The 21,101-nt window shown below is 70.8% G+C and carries 21 protein-coding genes; 17 read left to right on the forward strand and 4 right to left on the reverse strand.

The window, feature by feature from the left end; translation table 11 throughout:
- The first annotated feature begins 26 nt into the window (after positions 1–26).
- The 11 genes from MMF96_RS00450 (at position 27) to MMF96_RS00505 (ending at position 11,016) form a co-directional block, all read left to right on the forward strand.
- Positions 27–1,052, forward strand: a complete 1,026-nt coding sequence (locus MMF96_RS00450; protein ID WP_256882206.1) for a proline racemase family protein — start codon at positions 27–29, stop codon at positions 1,050–1,052.
- A gap of 107 nt (positions 1,053–1,159) precedes the next feature.
- A complete protein-coding gene (locus MMF96_RS00455) occupies positions 1,160–2,065 on the forward strand; it encodes a dihydrodipicolinate synthase family protein (protein ID WP_256882207.1) in 906 nt (301 codons plus the stop codon).
- Between the two features lie 10 nt (positions 2,066–2,075).
- On the forward strand, positions 2,076–3,077 hold the full coding sequence (locus MMF96_RS00460; RefSeq protein WP_256882208.1) for a proline racemase family protein: 1,002 nt from the start codon (positions 2,076–2,078) through the stop codon (positions 3,075–3,077).
- The gene (locus MMF96_RS00465) at positions 3,074–4,339 is read left to right on the forward strand and encodes an aconitase X catalytic domain-containing protein (RefSeq protein WP_256882209.1); all 1,266 of its coding nucleotides are present in this window, start codon (positions 3,074–3,076) and stop codon (positions 4,337–4,339) included. Before MMF96_RS00460 ends, MMF96_RS00465 begins: the two co-directional genes overlap by 4 nt.
- Positions 4,320–4,823, forward strand: coding sequence for an aconitase X swivel domain-containing protein (locus MMF96_RS00470; RefSeq protein ID WP_256882210.1), 504 nt, complete (start codon positions 4,320–4,322; stop codon positions 4,821–4,823). Before MMF96_RS00465 ends, MMF96_RS00470 begins: the two co-directional genes overlap by 20 nt.
- Positions 4,820–5,770 (forward strand): ornithine cyclodeaminase family protein, encoded by a 951-nt coding sequence (locus MMF96_RS00475; RefSeq protein WP_256882211.1) that lies wholly within the window; start codon positions 4,820–4,822, stop codon positions 5,768–5,770. Before MMF96_RS00470 ends, MMF96_RS00475 begins: the two co-directional genes overlap by 4 nt.
- 63 nt (positions 5,771–5,833) lie before the next feature.
- On the forward strand, positions 5,834–6,505 hold the full coding sequence (locus MMF96_RS00480) for a GntR family transcriptional regulator (RefSeq protein WP_256882212.1): 672 nt from the start codon (positions 5,834–5,836) through the stop codon (positions 6,503–6,505).
- An 85-nt stretch (positions 6,506–6,590) separates the two neighbouring features.
- Positions 6,591–7,775, forward strand: coding sequence for an FAD-binding oxidoreductase (locus tag MMF96_RS00485; protein ID WP_256882213.1), 1,185 nt, complete (start codon positions 6,591–6,593; stop codon positions 7,773–7,775).
- Complete coding sequence (locus MMF96_RS00490; RefSeq protein ID WP_176616292.1) at positions 7,768–8,043, forward strand: (2Fe-2S)-binding protein; 276 nt, start codon at positions 7,768–7,770, stop codon at positions 8,041–8,043. Before MMF96_RS00485 ends, MMF96_RS00490 begins: the two co-directional genes overlap by 8 nt.
- A complete protein-coding gene (locus MMF96_RS19515) occupies positions 8,036–9,565 on the forward strand; it encodes an NAD(P)/FAD-dependent oxidoreductase (RefSeq protein WP_306295612.1) in 1,530 nt (509 codons plus the stop codon). The genes MMF96_RS00490 and MMF96_RS19515 overlap by 8 nt, the downstream gene beginning before the upstream one ends.
- Positions 9,562–11,016, forward strand: a complete 1,455-nt coding sequence (locus MMF96_RS00505) for an aldehyde dehydrogenase family protein (protein WP_256882214.1) — start codon at positions 9,562–9,564, stop codon at positions 11,014–11,016. The genes MMF96_RS19515 and MMF96_RS00505 overlap by 4 nt, the downstream gene beginning before the upstream one ends.
- A gap of 281 nt (positions 11,017–11,297) precedes the next feature.
- Here MMF96_RS00505 and MMF96_RS00510 read toward each other — a convergent pair whose 3' ends face one another.
- Together MMF96_RS00510 and MMF96_RS00515 are read right to left on the reverse strand one after the other, a co-directional pair.
- On the reverse strand, positions 11,298–12,272 hold the full coding sequence (locus MMF96_RS00510; protein ID WP_256882215.1) for a bile acid:sodium symporter family protein: 975 nt from the start codon (positions 12,270–12,272) through the stop codon (positions 11,298–11,300).
- 178 nt (positions 12,273–12,450) lie between these two features.
- Positions 12,451–13,185, reverse strand: a complete 735-nt coding sequence (locus MMF96_RS00515) for a DUF981 family protein (RefSeq protein WP_256882216.1) — start codon at positions 13,183–13,185, stop codon at positions 12,451–12,453.
- Between the two features lie 128 nt (positions 13,186–13,313).
- Here MMF96_RS00515 and MMF96_RS00520 point away from each other — a divergent pair, with 128 nt between their 5' ends.
- The gene (locus tag MMF96_RS00520) at positions 13,314–13,919 is read left to right on the forward strand and encodes a TetR family transcriptional regulator (protein ID WP_176616297.1); all 606 of its coding nucleotides are present in this window, start codon (positions 13,314–13,316) and stop codon (positions 13,917–13,919) included.
- On the opposite strand, the gene MMF96_RS00525 is transcribed toward MMF96_RS00520, so the two are convergent.
- On the reverse strand, positions 13,916–15,022 hold the full coding sequence (locus MMF96_RS00525) for a GTP pyrophosphokinase family protein (RefSeq protein ID WP_256882217.1): 1,107 nt from the start codon (positions 15,020–15,022) through the stop codon (positions 13,916–13,918). The genes MMF96_RS00520 and MMF96_RS00525 overlap by 4 nt on opposite strands.
- A gap of 101 nt (positions 15,023–15,123) precedes the next feature.
- Here MMF96_RS00525 and MMF96_RS00530 point away from each other — a divergent pair, with 101 nt between their 5' ends.
- From MMF96_RS00530 to MMF96_RS00550, 5 genes are all read left to right on the forward strand, one after another.
- Positions 15,124–16,074 carry a carbohydrate kinase gene (locus MMF96_RS00530; RefSeq protein ID WP_176616299.1) on the forward strand — a complete coding sequence of 317 codons (951 nt, stop codon included), beginning with the start codon at positions 15,124–15,126 and terminating at the stop codon, positions 16,072–16,074.
- Positions 16,067–16,582 carry a YbhB/YbcL family Raf kinase inhibitor-like protein gene (locus MMF96_RS00535; protein ID WP_176616300.1) on the forward strand — a complete coding sequence of 172 codons (516 nt, stop codon included), beginning with the start codon at positions 16,067–16,069 and terminating at the stop codon, positions 16,580–16,582. Before MMF96_RS00530 ends, MMF96_RS00535 begins: the two co-directional genes overlap by 8 nt.
- Before the next feature lie 168 nt (positions 16,583–16,750).
- On the forward strand, positions 16,751–17,560 hold the full coding sequence (locus MMF96_RS00540; protein WP_256882218.1) for an HAD family hydrolase: 810 nt from the start codon (positions 16,751–16,753) through the stop codon (positions 17,558–17,560).
- Positions 17,561–17,569: 9 nt separating this feature from the next.
- Positions 17,570–18,394 (forward strand): glycerophosphodiester phosphodiesterase, encoded by an 825-nt coding sequence (locus MMF96_RS00545; RefSeq protein WP_256882219.1) that lies wholly within the window; start codon positions 17,570–17,572, stop codon positions 18,392–18,394.
- Between the two features lie 29 nt (positions 18,395–18,423).
- A complete protein-coding gene (locus MMF96_RS00550; RefSeq protein ID WP_176616302.1) occupies positions 18,424–19,539 on the forward strand; it encodes a glycerate kinase in 1,116 nt (371 codons plus the stop codon).
- A gap of 94 nt (positions 19,540–19,633) precedes the next feature.
- Here MMF96_RS00550 and MMF96_RS00555 read toward each other — a convergent pair whose 3' ends face one another.
- Complete coding sequence (locus MMF96_RS00555) at positions 19,634–20,935, reverse strand: uracil-xanthine permease family protein (protein WP_176616339.1); 1,302 nt, start codon at positions 20,933–20,935, stop codon at positions 19,634–19,636.
- Positions 20,936–21,101 lie beyond the last annotated feature (166 nt).

Here is a 21,101-nt window from a genome sequence, read left to right on the forward strand (position 1 = left end):
CCCAGCTGGTCTAAAAAGGGGACGGGATGAAGGCGGAAACGTGGGACATTGGCACCGTGGACTACCACACGGCGGGTGAGCCGTTCCGGATAGTGCCGGCCCCGCCCTTCCTGATCGCGGGCGAAACCGTGCTGGAACGCCGCGAAAGCGCCATGACGGGGGACGCGGACAAGCTGCGCCGCCTGCTGGTCAACGAACCCCGCGGTCATGCCGACATGTACGGCGGCTTCATCGTCCCGCCGAACGACGCCGGCGCCCACTTTGGCGTGCTGTTCTGGCACAAGGACGGCTTCTCCACGGCCTGCGGGCACGGGACCATCGCCTTGGGCGCATGGGCCGTGCGCAGCGGCCTGGTGCGCGCCGCGGACGACGGCGACACCGACGTGGTCATCGACGTCCCCTCCGGGCGGGTCACCGCCCGGGTGGGCGTGGCGGCCGGGCGGGTCACCGGGGTCACCTTCCGCAACGTCCCGTCCTACGTGGTGGACCGGGACGTGGAGGTGAAGACCCCCGACTTTGGCCGGCTGCGCGTGGATGTGCTGTGGGGCGGGGCGCTGTACGCCGCGCTGCCGGCGCAGGCGGCGGGACTGGACGTCACGCCGTCGAACCTGCACCGGCTCATCGACGCCGGCCGGCAGGTGAAGGCCGCGCTCGCCGGCCATCCCGCCGCGCACCACCCCTCCGACACCCGGCTGGATGGCATTTACGGCACCATCTTCCACGAACCGGTGGGCCCGGACAGCGGGCTGGAGCTGCGCGGGGCGCTGGCGCAGCGCAACGTGGCGGTCTTTGCCGACGGGCAGGTGGACCGCTCGCCGTGCGGCTCGGGCACGGCGGCACGCGTGGCCGCGCTGACGGATTCCGGCGAACTGGCCTACGGCGACGTGCTGGACCACTTTTCCATCATCGACTCCCACTTCACCGCCCGGGTGGCGGACCACTCCGAGGCGGGCGTGGTGGTGGAGGTCCTGGGGCAGGCGTTCCCGGTGGGGGAGGGGAAGTTCACCCTGGAGGCCGACGACGAACTGGGCCTGGGGTTCGTGCTGCGGTAGCACCCTCCGGCCCTAGTATTATGTGACATTGTACTGATAGTGTGAGAACCATCACTCCCCGTGCCGGGGAGGCCGACAACCGTCCTTCCAACGCAAAGGAGCCCCTCATGACAACCCGAACCCGGCCCTGGCACGGCATCCATGTGGCCACCGCCCTGCCGTTCAATGCCGACGGCAGCGTGGACTTCGCGGCCTACGCGGAGCACGTGGCCTGGCTGGCCGCCAACGGCTGTGACGGCGCCTGCCCCAACGGCTCGCTGGGCGAGTACCAGACCCTGACGGCGGAGGAACGGGGCAAGGTGGTTCAGACCGCCGTCGCCGCCTCCCCGGAGGGCTTCACGGTGATGCCCGGCGTGGCCGCCTACGGCGCCGACGAATCCCGCCGCTGGGCCGAGCAGGCACGGGATGCCGGAGCCGCGTCCGTGCTGGCGCTGCCGCCCAACACCTTCAAGGCCGACGACGACGCCGTCCTGGCCCACTACCGGGAAGTGGCGAAGGCCGGCCTGCCCGTGGTGGCCTACAACAACCCCTACGACACCAAGGTGGACCTGGTGCCCGCGCTGCTGGCGCGCCTCCATGGCGAGGGGCTCATCGTGGCCGTGAAGGAATTCACCGGGGACGTGCGCCGCGCCTACGAGATTGCCGAACTGGCACCGGAGCTGGACCTGCTGGTGGGCTCCGATGACGTCCTGCTGGAACTGGGCCTGGCCGGGGCCGTGGGCTGGATTGCCGGCTACCCCAACGCCATCCCGCAAAGCACCGTGGAACTTTACAACCTCGCCACCAGCGGGGCCGCGGAGGACATCAAGGCGGCGCTGCCCATCTACCGGGACCTGCATCCGCTGCTGCGCTGGGACTCCAAGCCGGAGTTCGTCCAGTCCATCAAGCTCTCCATGGACCTTGCCGGGCGCAAGGGCGGCGCCTGCCGCCAGCCGCGCCTGCCGCTGCCCGCGGACGTCGCCGCCCGGATCACCGCCGACACCGAGGCCGTGCTGGCCAAGGGCTACAAGTAAAGGCCCATCCATGCGCTCCAAGCGGGTCATCCACACCGTGGAATCCCACACCGAGGGAATGCCCACCCGCGTCGTCACCGGCGGCGTGGGCACCATCCCCGGGGACACCATGGCGCAGCGGCGGCAGTGGTTCATGGACCACAGCGACGACGTGCGCACCCTGCTCATGTACGAACCCCGCGGCCACGCCTCCATGAGCGGGGCCATCCTGCAGCCGCCCACCCGGCCCGACGCCGACTACGGCGTGCTGTTCATCGAGGTCTCCGGACTGCTGCCCATGTGCGGCCACGGCACCATCGGCGTGGCCACCGTGCTGGTGGAAACCGGCATGGTGCCGGTGGTGGAACCGGTGACCACCATCCGGCTGGACACCCCCGCCGGGCTGGTGGTGGCCGAGGTGGCCGTGGAAGGCGGCGCGGCACGGTCCGTCACCATCCGCAACGTGCCCTCGTTTTCGCTCGCCCTGGACCAGCGGGTGGGCGTGGACGGCATCGGCGAAGTCCGCTACGACATGGCGTTCGGCGGGAACTTTTACGCCATCGTGGACCTCGAATCGCTGGACCTGCCGTTTGAGCGTGCTGCCAAGGACCGCCTGCTGGACGCGGGCCTGAAAATCATGGCCGCCATCAACGGCCACAACCCGCCCGTACACCCCGAACGGGCCGACATCACCGGCTGCCACCACGTTTACCTGAAGGCGCCCGGCTCCACGGCGCAGCACTCCCGCCACGCCATGGCCATCCATCCGGGCTGGTTTGACCGCTCTCCCTGCGGCACCGGCACCAGCGCCCGCATGGCCCAGTTGCACGCCCGGGGCGAGCTGGCCCTCAACACGGACTTCGTGAACGAATCGTTCATCGGCACCCAGTTCACCGGCCGGCTCGTGGAGACGGCGACAGTGGGCGGGCTGCCCGCCGTCGTCCCCACCATCACGGGGCGGGCCTGGGTGACGGGCACCGCCCAGTACCACCTGGACCCCGAGGACCCCTTCCCGGCAGGGTTTTTGCTGTGACCGCCCTGGCGCTCAGCGGGGAGGAAAAGGCCATGCTCGACGGCGGCCGCGGCCCCGGTGCCGCCATGGCCATGCGCCTGGTGGCCGCCCTGGCGGGCGTGCTGGGCGCCGAACGGCTCATCCCCGTCAGGGGGGCGCACATTGACAGCTGCCTGTACCACGGGCAGGCCGGGCTCGACTTCGCCCAAAAACTGGCCGGGCTGGGCGCCAGGGTGGCCGTCCCCACCACCTTGAACGTGGGCTCGCTGGACCTGATGCATCCGGGCCTGGTGCGGCTGCCGCCCGGGGAGGCCGCCCCCGCCCGGGCGCTCATGGACGCCTACCGGACCCTCGGGGCGCGCGCCACCTGGACCTGTGCGCCGTACCAGTCCCTGGACCGGCCCGCCTTTGGCGAGGACGTGGCGTGGGCGGAATCCAACGCGATTGTCTTTGCCAATTCCGTGCTGGGCGCCCGGACCGAGCGGTATGGCGATTTCATCGACATCTGCGCCGCCGTCACCGGCCGCGTGCCGCAGGCCGGGCTGCACCTGGACGCCAACCGCGTGCCCACGCTGGAGCTTGACTGCTCCGCGCTGCCCGCGTCCATGCTGGCGGAGGAGGCGGTCTGGGCCGCCCTGGGGGACGTGGTGGGGCGGCAGTCCGGCACCGGGGTGCCGCTGCTGACCGGGATCGACCCGGCGCTGGCGGACGAGGACAAGCTCAAGGCGCTGGGGGCCACCTCGGCGTCCGCCGGCGGCGTGGCCCTTTTCCACGTGGCCGGCGTGACGCCCGAGGCAGTGGCCGCCGGCCGCGCCTGGGCGGGGCTGCCCGCCGTAACCGTCACCACGGGCATGCTGCGGGCGGCCCGGGACGAGCTGACCACCGCGGACGCCGCTGCCCCGCTGGACGCCGTGGCCCTGGGCACCCCGCACTTTTCCGTGCACGAGTTTGGCAAGCTGGCCGCCGCGCTGGAGGGCCGGCCCGCCTTCCACCCCGGCTGCACCGTGTGGATCAACACCTCCCGCGAAGTGTTGGGGCAGGCCCGGGAAGCCGGGCTGGTGCAGGCCGCCGAGGAGCGCGGGGCCCGCATTGTGGTGGACACCTGCACCTACATCACGCCCATCCTGGGCCCGCAGGAACGCACCGTCATGACGCCCTCGGGCAAGTGGGCCTGGTATGCGCCGATGAACCTCGGGGTGGACGTGGTGTTTGGCACGCTGTCCGAATGCCTCGACTCGGCCTGCGCCGGAAAGGTGGTGCGCGATGACGGGCTGTGGGGTTGAGGCGGAGGCGGGCGGCCCCGCCCGGCTCACGGGGCGGACGCTGTGCCCCGGCGAGGGAAGCGGGCCCCTGCTGGTGCTCACCGAGCCGCTCTCGTTTTGGGGCGGCACGGACCGCGGGACGGGCCTGGTCATCGACGCCCACCATCCACAACACGGCTCCTCCCTGGCGGGCCGGGTGCTGTTGATGGACGCCTCGCGCGGCTCCAGTTCCTCCTCGTCGGTGCTGGCCGAGCAAATCCGCGCCGGCGTGGGCCCCGCGGCCATCCTGCTGACGGCCCGGGACGCCATCGTGGCGCTGGGGGCCCTGGCCGCCGCGGAACTTTATGGCACACGAGTGCCGGTGGTGCTGCTGGGCGCCGCCGACGCCGGCCGGCTGGGGCAGTGCACCGGAGCAGTCGCGCGGGTGGGTGCCGGCGCGGACGGACGGGCCGGCGTCGAACTTCCAGACAGACCGCGAGGGAACCCCGCCGAAGGAGCCCCATGACCCTGCCATACATCGATGCAGCCGCCCTGCGGGCGCTGGTGCCGCCGGCCGCCGCCGTGGCCGCGCTGGAGGACGCCCTGCGCGGCGGCCAGGACCCGGAGCTGGATCCCCCGCGGCTGTTCGCCCCGCTGGCCGCCGGCGAGTTCCTGCTCATGCCGGCGCAGTCCGCCCGCTACGCCGGGGTCAAGGTGGCCACGGTGGCGCCCGGGAATCCCGCCAAGGGGCACCCGAAGATCCAGGGCACCTACCTGCTACTCGACGGCACGTATTTAACACCGTTGTGCGCCATGGACGGGGCCGAGCTGACGCTCGTCCGCACGCCGGCCGTGACGGCCATGGCGCTCAAGCACCTGCTGGCGCTGCGGGGTGCCGCCTCCGCCGGCGCCGTGGTGGTGTTTGGCACCTCGCTGCAGGCCGACCGGCACATTGGGGCGCTGCAGGCGGTGTGCGGCCTGGCGTCCCTCGTGGTGGTGGGCCGGAGGGCCGGTGCGGCGCAGGAACTGGCGGCCAGGTGGGCCTCGCGGGGCGTGGCGGCACGGGCCGGATCCCCCTCGGAGGTCGAAGGCGCCGACGTCGTGGTGTGTGCCACCTCCTCCCCGGAGCCCGTGTTTGACGGCGCCCTGGTGCGGGACTCGGCCATCGTGGCCGCGATTGGCTCGCACGGCCTGGAGGCCCGCGAAATCGACCCGGTGCTGGCGCGGCGTGCCTCGGTGGTGGTGGAGGGCCGGGCCTCGGCGCTGCGCGAGGCCGGGGACCTGATCCCGGCCCGTTCCGCGCAGGAGTGGGCGGAGGGCGGGCTCGGCACGCTGGCCGAGCTGGTGGGCGGCCGTTTTGTGCCGGAGGACGGAACGCCGCTGCTGTACACGGGGGTTGGAATGTCGTGGGAGGACATCGTGGTGGCCGGACTGGCCCATGAACGCTTCGCGGGCCATCCCGCGATGGACTAAAATATCATATTGCACAGGGACGGCCGTCCCACATTCAATGCAGGGCTGGGGAACGGAGGGGCCATGGGCTCCATGGAGACGACGACGCACCTCGCTGCCGTCAAGAAGAGTGTGAGCCTGCGCGAAACGGTGGCCCAGGCCCTGCGGGCTGCCGTCATTTCCGGGGAGATGAAGCCCGGGGAGGTGTATTCGGCGCCGACCCTGGGGAAGCGTTTTGGCGTTTCACCCACGCCGGTCCGCGAGGCCATGCTGGACCTTGTCAAGGAGGGGCTGGTGGTCTCGCTGCCCAACAAGGGCTTCCGCGTCACCGAGGTCTCCGACGCCGACCTTGATGAAATCACGGCCCTGCGCCTGCTCATCGAACCGCCCACGGTTGCCGCCGTGACGCCGTTGATCGATGCGGACGGGCTGGAACGGCTGCGCGGGATGGCCGCCGCCATCGTTGACTTTGCCGGCCAGGGTGAGCTGATTTCCTATACCGAGGCGGACCGCGCCTTCCACATCGCCATCCTGGAGTACAGCGGCAACAAACGCCTCGTCACGCTCATCACCGAGCTACGGGCGCACACCCGGCTGCTGGGCCTGGCGCCCCTGGCCGCTTCCGGGGAGCTGCGCGGGATGGCCGTGGAGCACCTGGACCTGGTGGAGCTGATGGCTGACGGCAAGGCCGCCGAGGCGCAGGCGCTGATGACCCGGCACATCGGCCACGTCCGCGGCGAATGGGCCAGGCCGTAGGGCCTCCCGCATCCGCGGAAGCCGTCACGGCACACCGGTCGGACAGGGGGTGTTCGCCAGCTGTGACATGTGACATACTACTGAAATGTTGCTGCCCCGCTCTGCTGACGTCGTAGTCATCGGCGCCGGCGCCGTGGGCGCCGCGTGTGCGTACGCTGCCGCGCGTGCTGGGTTCCGCGTGGCCGTCGTGGACCAGGGCGCCGTTGCCGGCGGCACCTCCAGCGCCTGCGAGGGAAACCTCCTGGTCTCCGACAAGGAGGCCGGCCCCGAACTCGAGCTGGCGCAGTATTCCCAATCCCTGTGGCGCGGAGAGCTGGCCGAATTCGGCCACCTTTGGGAATTTGAATCCAAGGGCGGCCTGGTGGTGTCCGCCAGGCCCGGCACCCAGGCCAACCTCGAGCGGCTGGCGGGCAGGCAGCGGGAGGCGGGTATCGACGTCGAACTGGTGGACGCGCAGGACCTGGCTGACCATGAGCCGCAGCTGGCCCCCGGCCTGGCGGGCGGCGCGTACTACCCCCAGGACGCGCAGGTGCAGCCCATGCTCGCCGCCGCCCACCTGCTGCGGCTGGCACGCACGCTGGGCGCCACCGTCCACCCGGACACGGGCGTCACCGGGTTCACGCGGTCCGGCGGCAGGGTGACGGGCGTGGCCACCGGCCGCGGCGCCATTTCCGCGAACGCCGTGGTCAACGCCGCCGGCACCTGGGGCGGGGCCGTCGCGCAGCTGGCCGGCGTCAACGTCCCCGTGCTGCCGCGCAAGGGCTACGTGATGGTCACCGAACCGCTTCCCCCCATGGTGCGGCACAAGGTCTACGCGGCCGAATACGTGGACAACGTGGCCAGCTCCGACGCAGGCCTGCAGACGTCCCCCGTGGTGGAGGGCACCCGCGGCGGCACCATCCTGATCGGCTCCAGCCGCGAACGCGTGGGCTTTGACAAGCAGTTCAACCCCCGTGTCCTGGCCGAAATGGCAGGCAAGGCCATCGCGCTGTTCCCGTTCCTGGCCGGCGTGAAGGCGTTGCGCAGCTACTCCGGATTCCGGCCTTACTGCCCCGACCACCTGCCCGTGATCGGCCCCGACCCGCGGGCCCCCGGGTTGTGGCACGCCTGCGGGCACGAAGGCGCGGGAATCGGCCTCGCCGTGGGGACCGGGGCACTGATTGCCGCGTCCCTGGCCGGCGCCACACCCGCCATGGACCTGGCGCCGTTTGCCCCCGAACGCTTCGACCTGCACTCCCCGGACCCCGAGACGGAGGCCGCCCATGCCTGAGCTTCAGCTGTCCCTGGACGGCGCCCCGCTGTCCGCCCGGCCGGGCCAAACGGTCGGCGCCGCCCTGGCCGGTGCGGGCATCGCCTCGTGGCGCACCACCCGCCACGCAGGGCGCCCGCGCGGGCTGTTCTGTGGCATCGGCGTCTGCTTTGACTGCCTGTTGACGGTCGACGGCGTCCCCAACCAGCGCGCCTGCCTCACCCCCGCACGGGACGGCATGGAACTGCGCACGGAGTCCGAAGATGCGGGGGAGGGGCGCGATGTTTGACGTGGCCGTGGTGGGCGCCGGGCCGGCCGGGCTGGCCGCCGCCGTGCATGCCGCCGGTGCCGGGCTGTCCGTGGCGCTCGTGGACGCCGGGGCGCAGCCGGGCGGGCAGTTTTGGCGGCACCCGGTGGAGGGGGAGGCGTCGGCCGGCGCCCCGGAGCCCGCCGGCCACCACGGCTGGCAGCAATTCGCGGTGCTTCGCGCCCGGCTGTACGCCCATGAATCCGCCGGCCGCATCACGTATTGGCGCAACGCCCAGGTGTGGCTGCTGGCGGCCGGTCCGGCGGCGGGCGTGCTGCACCTGGCACCCGCCCTGGACGTTCCGGGCGGTGCGCCGGACGCGCTGCCCGCCACGGTCCGCGCCCGCCGCCTCATCCTTTGCCCCGGCGGCTACGACCGCCAGCTGCCCGTTCCCGGGTGGGACCTGCCGGGCGTCATGGCCGCGGGCGGTGTCCAGGCGCTCCTGAAAGGCAGCGGCACCGCCGCCGGCAAGGTTGCCGTTGTAGCCGGGACCGGCCCGTTCCTGCTCCCTGTGGCGACCGGGCTGGCGGGGGCAGGAGTCAGGGTGGCCGCGATTTGTGAGGCCAACAGCCCGGCCGGCTGGCTGCGGAACCTGCGCGGCGCGGTGCAGGCGCCGGAGAAGGCCGTGGAGGGCGCCGCCTACGCGGCCGCGCTGGCCCGGCACCGCATCCCGTACCGGGTGCGCACGGCCGTCACCGAAATCCACGGCACGGACAGGGTGGAGGCCGTCACCATGTCACACCTGGCCCGTGATGGCATGGTTGTGCCAGGAACCGGCAGGCGGGTCAGCTGCGACGTCGTGGCGCTCGGCTGGGGCTTCACCCCCCAGTTGGAACTGGTGCTCGCCGCCGGCGCCGCAACCACGATGGACGTGGACGGCTCGCTCGTGGCCGTGGTGGACGACAGGTTGGCTACCGGCGTCCCCGGCATCAGCGTGGCCGGCGAGGCGGCCGGCGTCGGCGGCGCCTCGATGGCCGTCGTCGAGGGCGAGCTGGCAGCGCTGTGCGTCGCGGCGGAATCCGGCGGGGCACGGGCCGGCGCCGCCGGGCTCGGCGCCCGGATTGCCCGGCTGCAGCGCGAACGGGCCAGGCTGCGTGGCTTTGCCGTGGCCATGCACCGTGCCAACCCCGTCCCGGAACGCTGGCAGGGCTGGCTGGTGCCCGAAACCGTGGTGTGCCGCTGCGAGGAAGTCAGCTACGGCGAGCTGTGCCGCGCCCACGTGGAACTCGGCGCCCGGGACGCGCGCAGCCTGAAATCATTTGCCCGGCCCGGCATGGGCTGGTGCCAGGGGCGCGTGTGCGGCTACGCCGCCGCGTCCATCGCCGCCAACCTGGCCGGCCGCCCGTTCGGAGGGCCGGCGGCTGCCGCCGACCTGCGCGCCATGGCCAAGCGCGCACTGGCCGCGCCGGTGCCGCTGGGGCAGCTGGCGGCCATGGCCCCCGGGCAACCGGAACCGGCCTTGCCACCCCTGGAAACACCCGCTGCCAAAGGAGACCCGACATGAGCATTGCCGACACCACCCCCGCGGAACTTGAACGCATTGTGGCGGCCGCGGACGCTGCCGCCACAATGTGGGCGGCGGCGCCGGCTGCCGGCCGGGCCGCCGCCCTCACCGCCGTGGCGGACGCGCTGGACGCGGCCGCGCCGGAACTGGTCCCGCTCGCACAGGAGGAAACCTCCCTCACCGCCGGGCGCCTGTCCGGGGAGCTGAAGCGGACCACCTTCCAGCTGCGCCTCTTCGCCGAACTCCTCACCGACGGCGGCTACCTTGACGCGCGGATCGACCATGCCGACGCCGGCTGGCCCATGGGAGCCCGGCCGGACCTGCGCCGCGTGCTTGAACCCCTTGGCCCGGTGCTGGTCTTTGCCGCCAGCAACTTTCCCTTTGCGTTCAGCGTCATGGGCGGCGACAGCTGCTCGGCACTCGCCGCCGGGTGTCCCGTGGTGCTCAAGGCGCACCCGGGGCACCCCAGGCTCTCGGCCGCCGTCGGACGCGTTGCCGCCGCTGCCCTGCGCGCGGCCGGGGCGCCGGACGGGCTGCTGCAACTTGTCTACGGAACCCAGGTGGGGAGGGACGCGCTGCTGGACCCGCGGATCAAGGCCGGGGCATTCACCGGTTCCCTTGCCGGCGGGCGCGCCCTGTTTGACCTGGCCGCCTCCCGGCCCGAGCCCATCCCGTTTTACGGCGAGCTGGGCAGCGTGAACCCCGTGTTCGTGACGGAGGCGGCCGCGGCGGCGCGCGGGGCGGACATCGTGGCCGAATTCGTGGCCTCGTACACCCTGGGCGCGGGGCAGTTCTGCACCAAGCCGGGGATCCTGCTGGTCCCGGCCGCCTCGTCGATGCCGGGCGAACTGTCCGCCGCGGCGCGCCCGGAGGCGGCGCCACTGCTCAACGGCCACATCCAGTCCGGCTACACGGCGTCCCTGTCCGCGCTGTTGGAGCACGACGCCGTTGACGCCCTGGGTGCCGTGGAAGGCACCTTTGACGTTCCGCCGGCCCCGGCGCTGACCGTGACCACGGCGTCCGCCCTGTTGGCCGACCCGGACGGCCTGGTCACCGAATGCTTTGGCCCGTCCGCCCTGGTGGCGACGTACCACTCCGAGCAGGAGCTGTTGGCCGTGGCCCGGGTCCTGGACGGGCAGCTGACGGCGTCGATCCAGGGGGAGGGGACGGAAGACGTGGCACCGGAGCTGGTGCGGCTGCTGGCAAAAAAGGCCGGGCGCGTGCTGTGGAACGAGTGGCCCACGGGCGTGTCGGTGACCTACGCGCAGCAGCACGGCGGGCCGTACCCGGCCACCACGGCACCCACGACGACGTCGGTGGGCACGGCCGGGATCACACGGTTCCTGCGCCCGGTGGCCTACCAGGGCCTGCCCGCGCACCTGCTGCCCGCGGCGCTTCGCGACGACAACCCGCTCGGCGTGCCGCAACGGATCAACGGGAAATTGGGCTGAGCCGGTCCAGGCACCACGATCCGGCGGTGCAGCTTGTGCGGGCTGAAACCCGCCCAACCCGCGCAAGCTGAACCATCAATTGGCCGTGGGAAAATTGGCGCCATGGCTTCCAGCGACACCGCCTGCATGGAGGCCATTGCCACCGGGCCCAACGGCTGCGGCCAGTCCAGCCATGAACGCCACCAGGCGCCCCCATGGTCCCCGGCATCGAGGCGTCGATGAAGCGGGTCCAGGCGGAGTGAACGGGACGGGGTAGACAGGCCGGCTGGACAGGGGTGCCGCTACCTGGCGGCGAGCGGCTTGCGGGCCAGCCAGGCGGCCACGACCGCGCCGGAGATGTTGTGCCAGACCGAGAACACTGCGGAGGGCAGGGCGGCCAGCGGGGAGAAGTGGGCGGTGGCCAGGGTGGCCGCCAGGCCCGAGTTCTGCATGCCCACCTCGAAGGCCAGGGCACGCCGGGCGCGGGCGTCCAGGCGGCCGGCCTTGCCGGCCAGGTAGCCCAGGCCCAGGCCAAAGCCGTTGTGCAGGACCACGGCCAGGAACACGATGCCGCCGGCGGCCACGATCTTGGACGCGGACCCCGCCACCACAATGGCCACGATCAGGGAGATGACCACGGCGGAAATCCACGGCAGCACCGGCAGCACAAAGTCCACCACACGGTTGAGGAACAATCGCACCACCAGGCCCGCGATGACCGGCAGCAGCACGGTCTTGAGGATGTCCAGCATCATGGCGCCGGCGTCGACGTTCAGGAAGGAACCGGCCAAAAAGAGCGTCAGGGCGGGCATGACGATGGGGGCCACGAGCGTGGAGACGGTGGCAACGGCCACGGACAGGGCAACATCGCCCTTGGCCAGAAAGGCCATGACGTTCGACGACGTCCCGCTGGGTGCGCAGCCCACCAGGATCACGCCGGCCGCCAGCTCCGGGCTCAGGTGCAGGCCCATTGCAATGAGCCAGCCCGCGCCGGGCATGATGACGTAGTGGGCGGCGAGCCCCAGTGCCACGGCCCACGGGCGCTTGGCGACGGCGGCGAAGTCGGGCAGCGTCAGCGTCAGGCCCATGCAGAACATGATGATGCCCAGCAGGTACGGCACGGACGGGGCCATCGGCTTGAAGGAGCCGGGGAGCAGGAAGCCGAGGACGCCGGCCACGACGACGAGCAGCGGAAAGACCGTCACGGCGATCCTCGCGGTGCGGTCCGCCTGGGCGGGCGTGGTGGATGTCGGGCTGGATTTGGTTGACTGGGGCACCTTTATATTTTCCGCCGGGTCCAGCCCGTGAACAAGTCATCCCATTATGTGGACGTGATGGGATGGGGTGCAACGGCCCCGGCGGCCCCGGCGGCCCCGGCGGCCCCGGCGGCCCGGGGACCGCCCGGGGCCGCCCCCGGCCCGGCACCCGGCCCGGCACCCAGGCCGGGCCCGCGAGCTACATGGTGTGGACGATGAGGCCGATGTGCGTGAAGTAGTTCATGGCACCGAAGAGCAGGAACGCCAGCCCGGTCAGGAACCACACCACGCCGATCACCTTGACCAGCCCGGCCGCGGCAGCGCCGGACGTGCGGAGCTTGGCAACGGCGACGGGGAACAGCACTGCGCCGACGCCGACGAGGGCGAACAGCCCGGACATGAACGTGGCCTCAATCATGGGGTAGGCGGCGAAGGTTCCGGAAATAGGCTCCTCGGCCGGCGCGGCAAAAAGCTGGTAGCTGATGCCGGCTGCGGCGATCGCGAACAGGCTCAGGCCCAGTCCGCCAATGAAGAGGGACAGCGGGCGGGCCGTCGTGGCCGCGAAGGCAACCGGGTCGGGGGCCGAGGTGAGGGCCCCGCCGCGGCGCCACAGGTAGAAGGCCGCGCCAAGCAACAGCACGCCAAAGCCCAGGCTGGTCTCACCGAAAATGATGTTGTCAAACGGGAAGCCGCCTGCGGCCATCGGCCACGTCAAGGTCATGTGCAGGCCGGTGGCGGTGAGGATCAGGCCCAGCACGCCAAAGGCCATGGACCAGCCGTCGGTGCTGACGGCGGCGTCCTTGTTGCGGCGGAGCCGGAGGAGGTCACGGCCAAAAATGACCACTGCCAGCAACCCGGCCCCCGCGGCCAGTGACATGATGGTGTTGTACGTAGGCATAGTCGCCCAGTCAATCTTGAGAGCTTCCGCTGCCATGCTCATGATGCAATCGCTTTCCCTGTTGCGTGGGCCGGTCTGGCCCATCCCAAAACCCATACTGTTGTATGGCTTTTGGTGTAGCGCCGGAAGCGGTGGAAATATTCCGGCAGTCCAGTCGAGCGGGGGTGGGAACAGTCAAGCAACGTCGTAGCCAGGCCAAACGGGAGCTGATGGCCGTGGCAGCCGCGCAATTGCTCATTGACGAGGGCCCCTCCGCCGTCACGCACCGACGCGTGGCCGAGGCCGCCGGGCTGGCCGCCGGCTCCGGGAACTACTATTTTCCGTCCAAGAAGGACCTGTTCCGGACTGCCGTTGCAGGGGCCGAGGACCTGCGCGCCGAAAGCGCCCTTAAGGCCGCCCTGGACTGCCGGCGCGGTGAATCCAGCCTCGTGTCGGTGGCACTGCGGCTGACGGGCATCTATTTTGCCCCCAGGCTGGGCCCGGACGTGGTCACCATGCGGCTCAACCCGATCCTGGAGGCCGGCCACGACCCGGAACTGCAGGAGATCATCCGCAGCCACCGGCCGCTGTTGGCGCAGGCCCTGAACCTCGGGCTGGAACGCATGACGGGCCGGATGCTGGCGGACGGCGACATGGAGATGCTGGTGCAGAACATCGCGGCGTCGCTGCTGTACGGCTTTGCCCTCGGGGAGGAGGACCCGCTGTCCTATTCCACCCGCTCGACGGCGAGGCTGCTGGAACTGCTGGGCATACGGATTCCGGCCGTCTAAAAGCCCATGGCCTTGCGGTAGCGCTGCATCTGCTGGTGGCGGCGCTGCAGGCTGTCGCGCCGCGGCGTCTGCCCGGCGTCGGCGTCCTCGGCCGTCAAGTCGATGTGGCTCTGGCCAAACTGCCACAGCAGCAGGTCGTCCAGCAGCCTGTCCGGGCCCGGGGAGTAGCGGTGGTCCAGGGCCTTGCGGACGTTGGAGATGATTTCCGGCTGTAGCAGCGCGGCCAGGTCGATGGTCCTGGTGAGCCCGTGCGCGGCGACCAGCTCGGCGGCCCAGCCCCAGTCGTCGTCGGCCTTCCGGTCCACATGCGGGAGCAGGGTCTGCCACACGGCCTTGATCCGGTTCGGGGTCAGCGACTCCGCACCTTCGCCTTCCGCGTCCCAAAAGCTCGTCACGGTCTCGTAGCGTTCGTGCAGCTCCGAGAAGGCCGATTCCACGGTCTCCAACATGGCCGCCGTGGCCGTGAACTGGCGGTCAAAGTACGGGCTCCAGGCACGCGGGTCCTGAGCCTTGAAACGGATGTCGTGCTCAATCTCGCTCCAGGCATGGGCAAAAATGGTGCGGATCTGGCACTCAAAAAAGTAGCTGCCGTTGGCCTTGGCCTCCGGATCCAGCACCTCCTGGTACGCCCGCACCACGTCATTGTGGATGCTGCGCAGGATCAGGTGCCGGCTGGAATAGCCGTAGGTGCCGGATTCGATGGAGCCAATGTCCTTCTCCCGGTCCCCGCGGCAGTCAAAGATGTTCCGGCGCCGCTTGTTCAGGTTCGCCACGTTGGCATTTTCCCCGGGGAGCGTGGTGATGACCCGCACCCCCACCATGTCGGTAAGATTGCGCAGCGGCTCCGGAAATGCCAGCACGGGGGCGGCGCCGGGTTCGGCGGCCACCATCCGCGATGCCTTTTCCCGGAACGACTCCACCGTCTTGGTGCGGCTGGTGACAAACAACGGCCGCTCGTCCGCGTCTTCCATGACCTCGCGCACCAGCGCCTCCATTTCCGCCGTCACGGCCAGCAGCTGCGGGCGGGCACGTTCATAGGTGGCGACGGAGGCGGCGACGGAGGGACGCAGTGATTCGTCAAGGCGTTCCCAATGGCTGCTCATGCCTTCGAGCCTATGTGCAGCGGCCGGTGGAAGGCGAACATGCCGCGGGGGAAATTTCGCCGCGTTCCACCCTTTTCCGGCCATGGCCGTAGGCTGGTGGCATGCTGACGGTAATCGGTGAAGCCCTGATCGACGAAGTGGTGCGCCCGGGGCGGAAACCGGTGCCGCACGTGGGCGGCAGCCCCCTGAACGTGGCCGTGGGGCTGGCCCGGCTGGGCCACCCCGCGCAGTTCCTGGGCCGCTTCGGCAGGGACGCCTACGGTGACATGATCGCCGGGCATCTCAAAGACAACGACGTCCTGGTGCCCGTGGCCCCGGACGGGCTCCCCACCTCCGTTGCCCGTGCCGTCGTCGGTGCGGACGGCGCCGCCGAATACGAGTTCGCGCTGGACTGGGAACTGCCGTCCGCGGACGGCCAGGGCGTCCCCAGCTTCATGCCGGCCGCCACCACGCTGCTCCACACCGGTTCCATCGCCGCCATGCTGGCCCCGGGAGCCGGGCAGGTCTTCGACGCCGTCGTTGCCGCCCACCCCTCCGCCACCATTTCCTACGACCCCAACGCCCGCCCCAGCATCATCACGGACGCCGGCTACGCGAGGGCGCAGGCCGAAAAGTTCGTGGCGCTCGCGGACGTCGTCAAGGCCTCCGACGAGGACCTGCTGTGGCTCTACCCCGGCACGCGTCCGAAGGATTCGGCCCGCCGCTGGCTCGCCATGGGCGGCACGGAAGGGCCCGCCGTCGTGGTGGTCACGCAGGGCGCGGCCGGCCCCTGGGCCGTGTGCGCCGCCGGCGAGGCCGCGTGCGCCGTCCCGCCCACGGCCGTGGTGGACACGGTGGGCGCCGGGGATTCCTTCATGGCCGCGCTGCTGGGGGCCCTCGTGGACCGCGAACTCGACGGCGCCCAGCGCCGCGACGCCCTGCGTGCCATGACCCGTGAACAACTGGAGGAAATCCTCCGTTACGCCTCCCGTGCCGCGGCCATCACGGTGTCCCGCGCGGGCGCCAACCCTCCCACCCGAAAAGAACTGCAGGAAGGCCAGCCCCATGTATGATTTCGACCCTTACTCATTCCTTGCCCCCGTCCCGGACTTCACGCTCACCAGCACTTCCTTTGCCGACGGGGCCACCCTGCCGCTGCGCCAAGTCAATCCCGGCGGCCACCCGGACGGGCAGGACCTGTCCCCGCAGCTGTCCTGGTCCGGGTTCCCGGAGGGCACGCGCAGCTTCGCCGTCACCATGTACGACCCCGACGCGCCCACGGCCAGCGGCTTCTGGCACTGGGCCGTGGCCAACATCCCGGCGTCCGTGGCGTCCCTGGCGGAGGGTGCCCCTTTGCCCGACGGCGCCCTGGCCCTGAAGAACGACGGCGGGTTCCCCGGCTACATGGGCGCCGCACCTCCCGCCGGGCACGGCCCGCACCGCTACATGGTGGTGGTCCACGCCGTCGACGTCCCCGCGCTGGACGTGGACCCGAACGCCACCCCGGCCGTGCTGGGCTTCAACCTGGCCTTCCACACCCTGGCCCGCGCCCGGATCACGGGAATTTTCGAGGTGCAGTAAGGGCTGCCCCCAACCCGCACGCTTTTCGCCGTCGCACATCGATGAAGGGGCCAACCCGCCAAAGAGGTGTCAACTGACACCTTCCTCGCGGGTTGGCCCCTTCATCGGCGATAAGGCATGCTGGGCGGCCCCGTGCACCCTTTCCCGTGAAGTTGGATAGCCTTGGGTATGCGCTTAATTGCCAGTGACATCGACGGAACCATTCTGGGGCACGACGGACGGATCAGCCCCCGCACCGTGGCCGCCTTCCGCGATGCCGCCGACGCCGGGATCGACATCGTGTTCGTCACCGGCCGCCCGCCGCGCTGGCTGGACCCCATCCGGGAACAAATCGGCCACACCGGAACCGTGATCTGCTCCAACGGCGCCGTCACCTACAGCCTGGAAAGCGAGTCGGTGGTGGCCTCGCACCTGCTTTCGTGGGAGACGCTGGCCGAGGTCCGCGCCAGGATCACGGACCTGGTCCCGGAGCCGTATTTTGCCTTGGAAAGCCTCGACGGCTTCCACGTGGAACCCGGCTTCCTTGCCAGGGACCGCCCGGCCAATGTCAGGGACGTGGTGCCCGCGCCCTTGGCCCCGTCGATGGAGGACGGCGGCATCATCAAGATGCTCTCCATCCTCCACTCCGGCACGGCGGATGAATTTCTGGAGCTGGTCCGCCCGAGCATTGGCAGGCTGATCGCCGTCACGCACTCCGCGCCGGATATGGCCCTGCTGGAAATGGGGCCGCTGGGCGTCAACAAGGCCGTCACCCTCGCCGAGTACGCCGCCTCCAAGGGCATCGAGGCCGCGGACGTACTGGCGTTTGGCGACATGCCCAACGACATCGAAATGCTCGGCTGGGCCGGCGCCGGCTACGCCATGGCCAGCGGCCACCCGGATGCGCTCGCCGCCGCGGCCATGCAGGCCCCACGCATGGTGGACGACGGCGTGGCCCAAATCATCGAGCAGCGCCTCGCCGCACTGCACCGGACGTAGGCGGCGGACGTGAAGCGCGCCAAGCCCTACCTGGCATCGCCCGTCCCGCTGGCCATCGCCCACCGCGGATTCGCCCCCGCCGGAGGCGAAAACACGCTTCCCGCCTTCCGGGCAGCCCTGGACCTGGGCTACCTCTACCTGGAAACCGACATCAACACCACCAGTGACGGCGTCACCATGGTCTTCCACGACCCCACCCTGGACCGCGTCACCGACAAGGGCGGGGCCATCGCGGAACTGCCCTACGCCGTCGTCCGGCAGGCACGCGTGGCCGGGCGGGAACCCCTCCCAACGCTGCGGGAACTCTTTGCCTCCTTGCCGGACGCCAATTTCAACATCGACGTCAAGGATGGCCGGTCCGCGGCCAACCTCGCCGCGCTCATTGGGGAATTCGGCCTGCATGACCGGGTCTGCGTGGCGTCGTTTTCAGACCGGCGGCGGAAGGACGTGCTCGCGCGGCTGGGCCGGCCGGTGGCCTGTTCACCCGGCAAGACGCTGCTGGCCGCCTATTTTGCGCTGCAGTCATGGATGCCCGTGCCGGTCCTGGCGGCCATGATGCGCACCGTGGACGTGCTGCAGGTCCCGACGCACTACAAGTCCATGAGGCTCGTGACGCGGCGGTCCGTCGCGAAGGCCCACCGGCTGGGGCTGAAGGTGCACGTGTGGACCATCAACGACCCTGCGCAGATGCACCGGCTGCTGGACCTGGGCGTGGACGGCATCATGACGGACCGTGCGGAGCTGCTGGCCGGCGTCATGCGGGAGCGGGGGTACTGGCCCGCGGAGGGGAACCCCGCGGCGCCGGGCTCCACGGCGCCCGCCCCGACTGCGTAACATGCCGGCCGGGCTGGCAGGATGGAGCCATGCGAATCCTGATTGCGCCCGACAAGTTCAAGGGCACCCTGACCGGCGTCGAAGCGGCCGCCGCCATGAGCGAAGGCGCCCTCCGGGTCTACCCCGACGCCGTGGTGACCACCCTGCCCGTGGCCGACGGCGGCGAGGGCACCCTTGAGGCGGCCGTCGCAGCCGGCTTCGAGGAGCACCTCAACCCCGTGGTGGGCCCCATCATCAAGCCGGTGGGCGCAGCCTGGGCCATCCACCCGGACACCCATGTGGCCGTCATTGAAACCGCCCAGGCCAGTGGCTACCTGCTTTCCGAGCCCACCGTGGAGAACGCCTTGCGGGCCCATTCCTACGGTTCCGGGCAGCTCATTGCCGCCGCCCTGGAGGCCGGTGCCACCGAGATCATCATCGGCCTGGGCGGCTCGGCCATGACCGACGCCGGTTCCGGCGCCCTGCGCGCGCTGGGCCTGAAGCTGCTGGACGCCCACGGCAACCTGGTGCCGCTGGGCGGCGGCTCGCTGCTGGACGTGGCCGCCGTCGACGCGTCCGGGCTGGACCCGCGCCTGGCCACGGCCAGGATCCGCATGGCCGTGGACGTGGACAACCCGCTGTACGGCTACAACGGCGCCGCCCACATCTTCGGCCCGCAAAAGGGTGCCGACGACGACGCCGTGGAGAAACTCGACGCCGGGCTGCGCCACCTGGCGTCGCTGGTCCGGGAGAGCACCGGCGTGGACATTGACATTCCGGGTGCCGGGGCGGCGGGCGGCTTTCCGTCGCTGTTTGTGGCGTACGCCAACGCCTCGATTGAGCGTGGTTTTGACCTGGTTGCGGAGCTGGTGGGGCTGGACGCGGCGCTGGCGGACGCGGACCTGGTCATTACGGGCGAGGGCTCCATGGACGCGCAGTCCCTGTCGGGGAAGGCGCCCATCGGCGTGGCCGACGCCGCCCACGCGAGGGGGATTCCCGTCGTCGTGGTGGCCGGCCGGATTGCCGTGGCGCCCCAGGAGTTGGCGGCGCACGGCGTGGTGGCGGCAGTGAGCGCCACCGATGTGGCCGGATCGCCGGAGGCCGCCCTGGCCGACGCAGCCCGGCACACAACGCGGGCCACCTCGGAGGCCCTTAACGGCATCTAAGCTGCCGCCGGTTGAGCCTGCCGCCGGTTGAGCCTGTCGAAACCCGGATCCCGACACGCCCGGTCACCCGGGGCGGTGGGTCACCGGGCCTCGGTCAGAGGGCGGGTTCCTTTTCCGGCTCCAGGGGGTCTGCCGCCGTGCCGCGCCACGTCGCCAGCGCGTGCATGCCGTGGTAGACCACCAGGGCCGCGGCCGTGCCGAGCGCAATGCCGGCGAACTGCAGGCCGCCCACGGCCCAGGTGTAGTCGGCCACGCCCACGATGAGCGCCACGGCAGCGGTGGTCAGGTTGATGGTGTTGGAAAAGTCCACCTTGTTCTGCACCCAGATCCGCACTCCCAGCACACCGATCATGCCGTACAGCAGTGTGGCCGCGCCGCCCAGCACGCCCACGGGCACGGTGGCGATCAGGGCGCCGAACTTCGGGAAGAAGCTCAGCAGCAGCGCCGTGCAGGCCGCCACATAGTAGGCCGCCGTGGAGTAGACCTTCGTGGCCGCCATGACGCCAATGTTTTCCGCGTAGGTGGTGGTGCCGGAGCCGCCGCCGAGACCGGCCAGGGTGGTGGCGACGCCGTCGGCCATGATGGCGCGCCCGGCGTAGGGATCCAGGTCCTCCCCGGTCATCAGCGCCACCGACTTCACGTGGCCGATGTTCTCCGCCACCAGCACCAGCACCACGGGCACAAACAGGCCGATCACGGCGACGTGGAACGTGGGCGCCTGGAACGGCGGCAGCCCGATCCAGGCAGCGCCGTCGATGCCGGAGAAGTCGACCTCGCCGCGCAGCACGGCCACGACGTAGCCAACCACCACGCCCACCAGGATGGACAGCCGGCCCAGGATGCCGCGGAAGAGCACGCTGACCAGGATGATCACCAGCAGTGTGGTGAACGCGGTGACGGGGGCCTTGAGGAAGTTGTCTTTCGCGGACGGCGCCAGGTTCAGCCCGATCAGCGCCACAATGGTGCCTGTCACGGGCGCGGGCATGAGCCGGTTGATCCAGGTGGCGCCGAACTTCTGCACCAGCGCGCCGATCAGGGCCAGCACGACGCCGGCCATCACCACCCCGCCCAGCGCCCCTCCCACGCCGAACTCCTTTTGGGACGCCATGATCGGGGCGATGAAGGCAAAGCTGGAACCGAGGTAGCTGGGGACGCGGCCGCGGGTGAGGAGCAGGAAGAAGAAGGTGCCGATCCCGGAGAAAAACAGGGTCGTGGCCGGCGGCATTCCTGTAAGGATGGGCACCAGGAACGTGGCGCCGAACATGGCCACCACATGCTGCAGGCCGATCCCGATGGTCAGCGGCCAGGCCAACCGCTCCTGGGGTGCCACCACCTGGCCCGGCTTGACGGTCCTGCCGTCCCCGTGGATGGTCCATTTGGTGCCCAATAGGCTCATGGCAGTGCCTTCCCAGTGTGTGGTGTGTGCGCAGAACAGGTGCGCGGCCACGGACAAGGATATCGGCCCCGGCGCCCCTGCCGGAAATGGGGTCCGGGCAGGATCGGTGCGGAAATTGACGCCAAGGACGTTGAAAAGGAGGAGGCCCACGGGAACGGTGGGGTCG

This window comes from Arthrobacter sp. STN4, assembly GCF_024539665.1.
GTDB lineage: Bacteria > Actinomycetota > Actinomycetes > Actinomycetales > Micrococcaceae > Specibacter.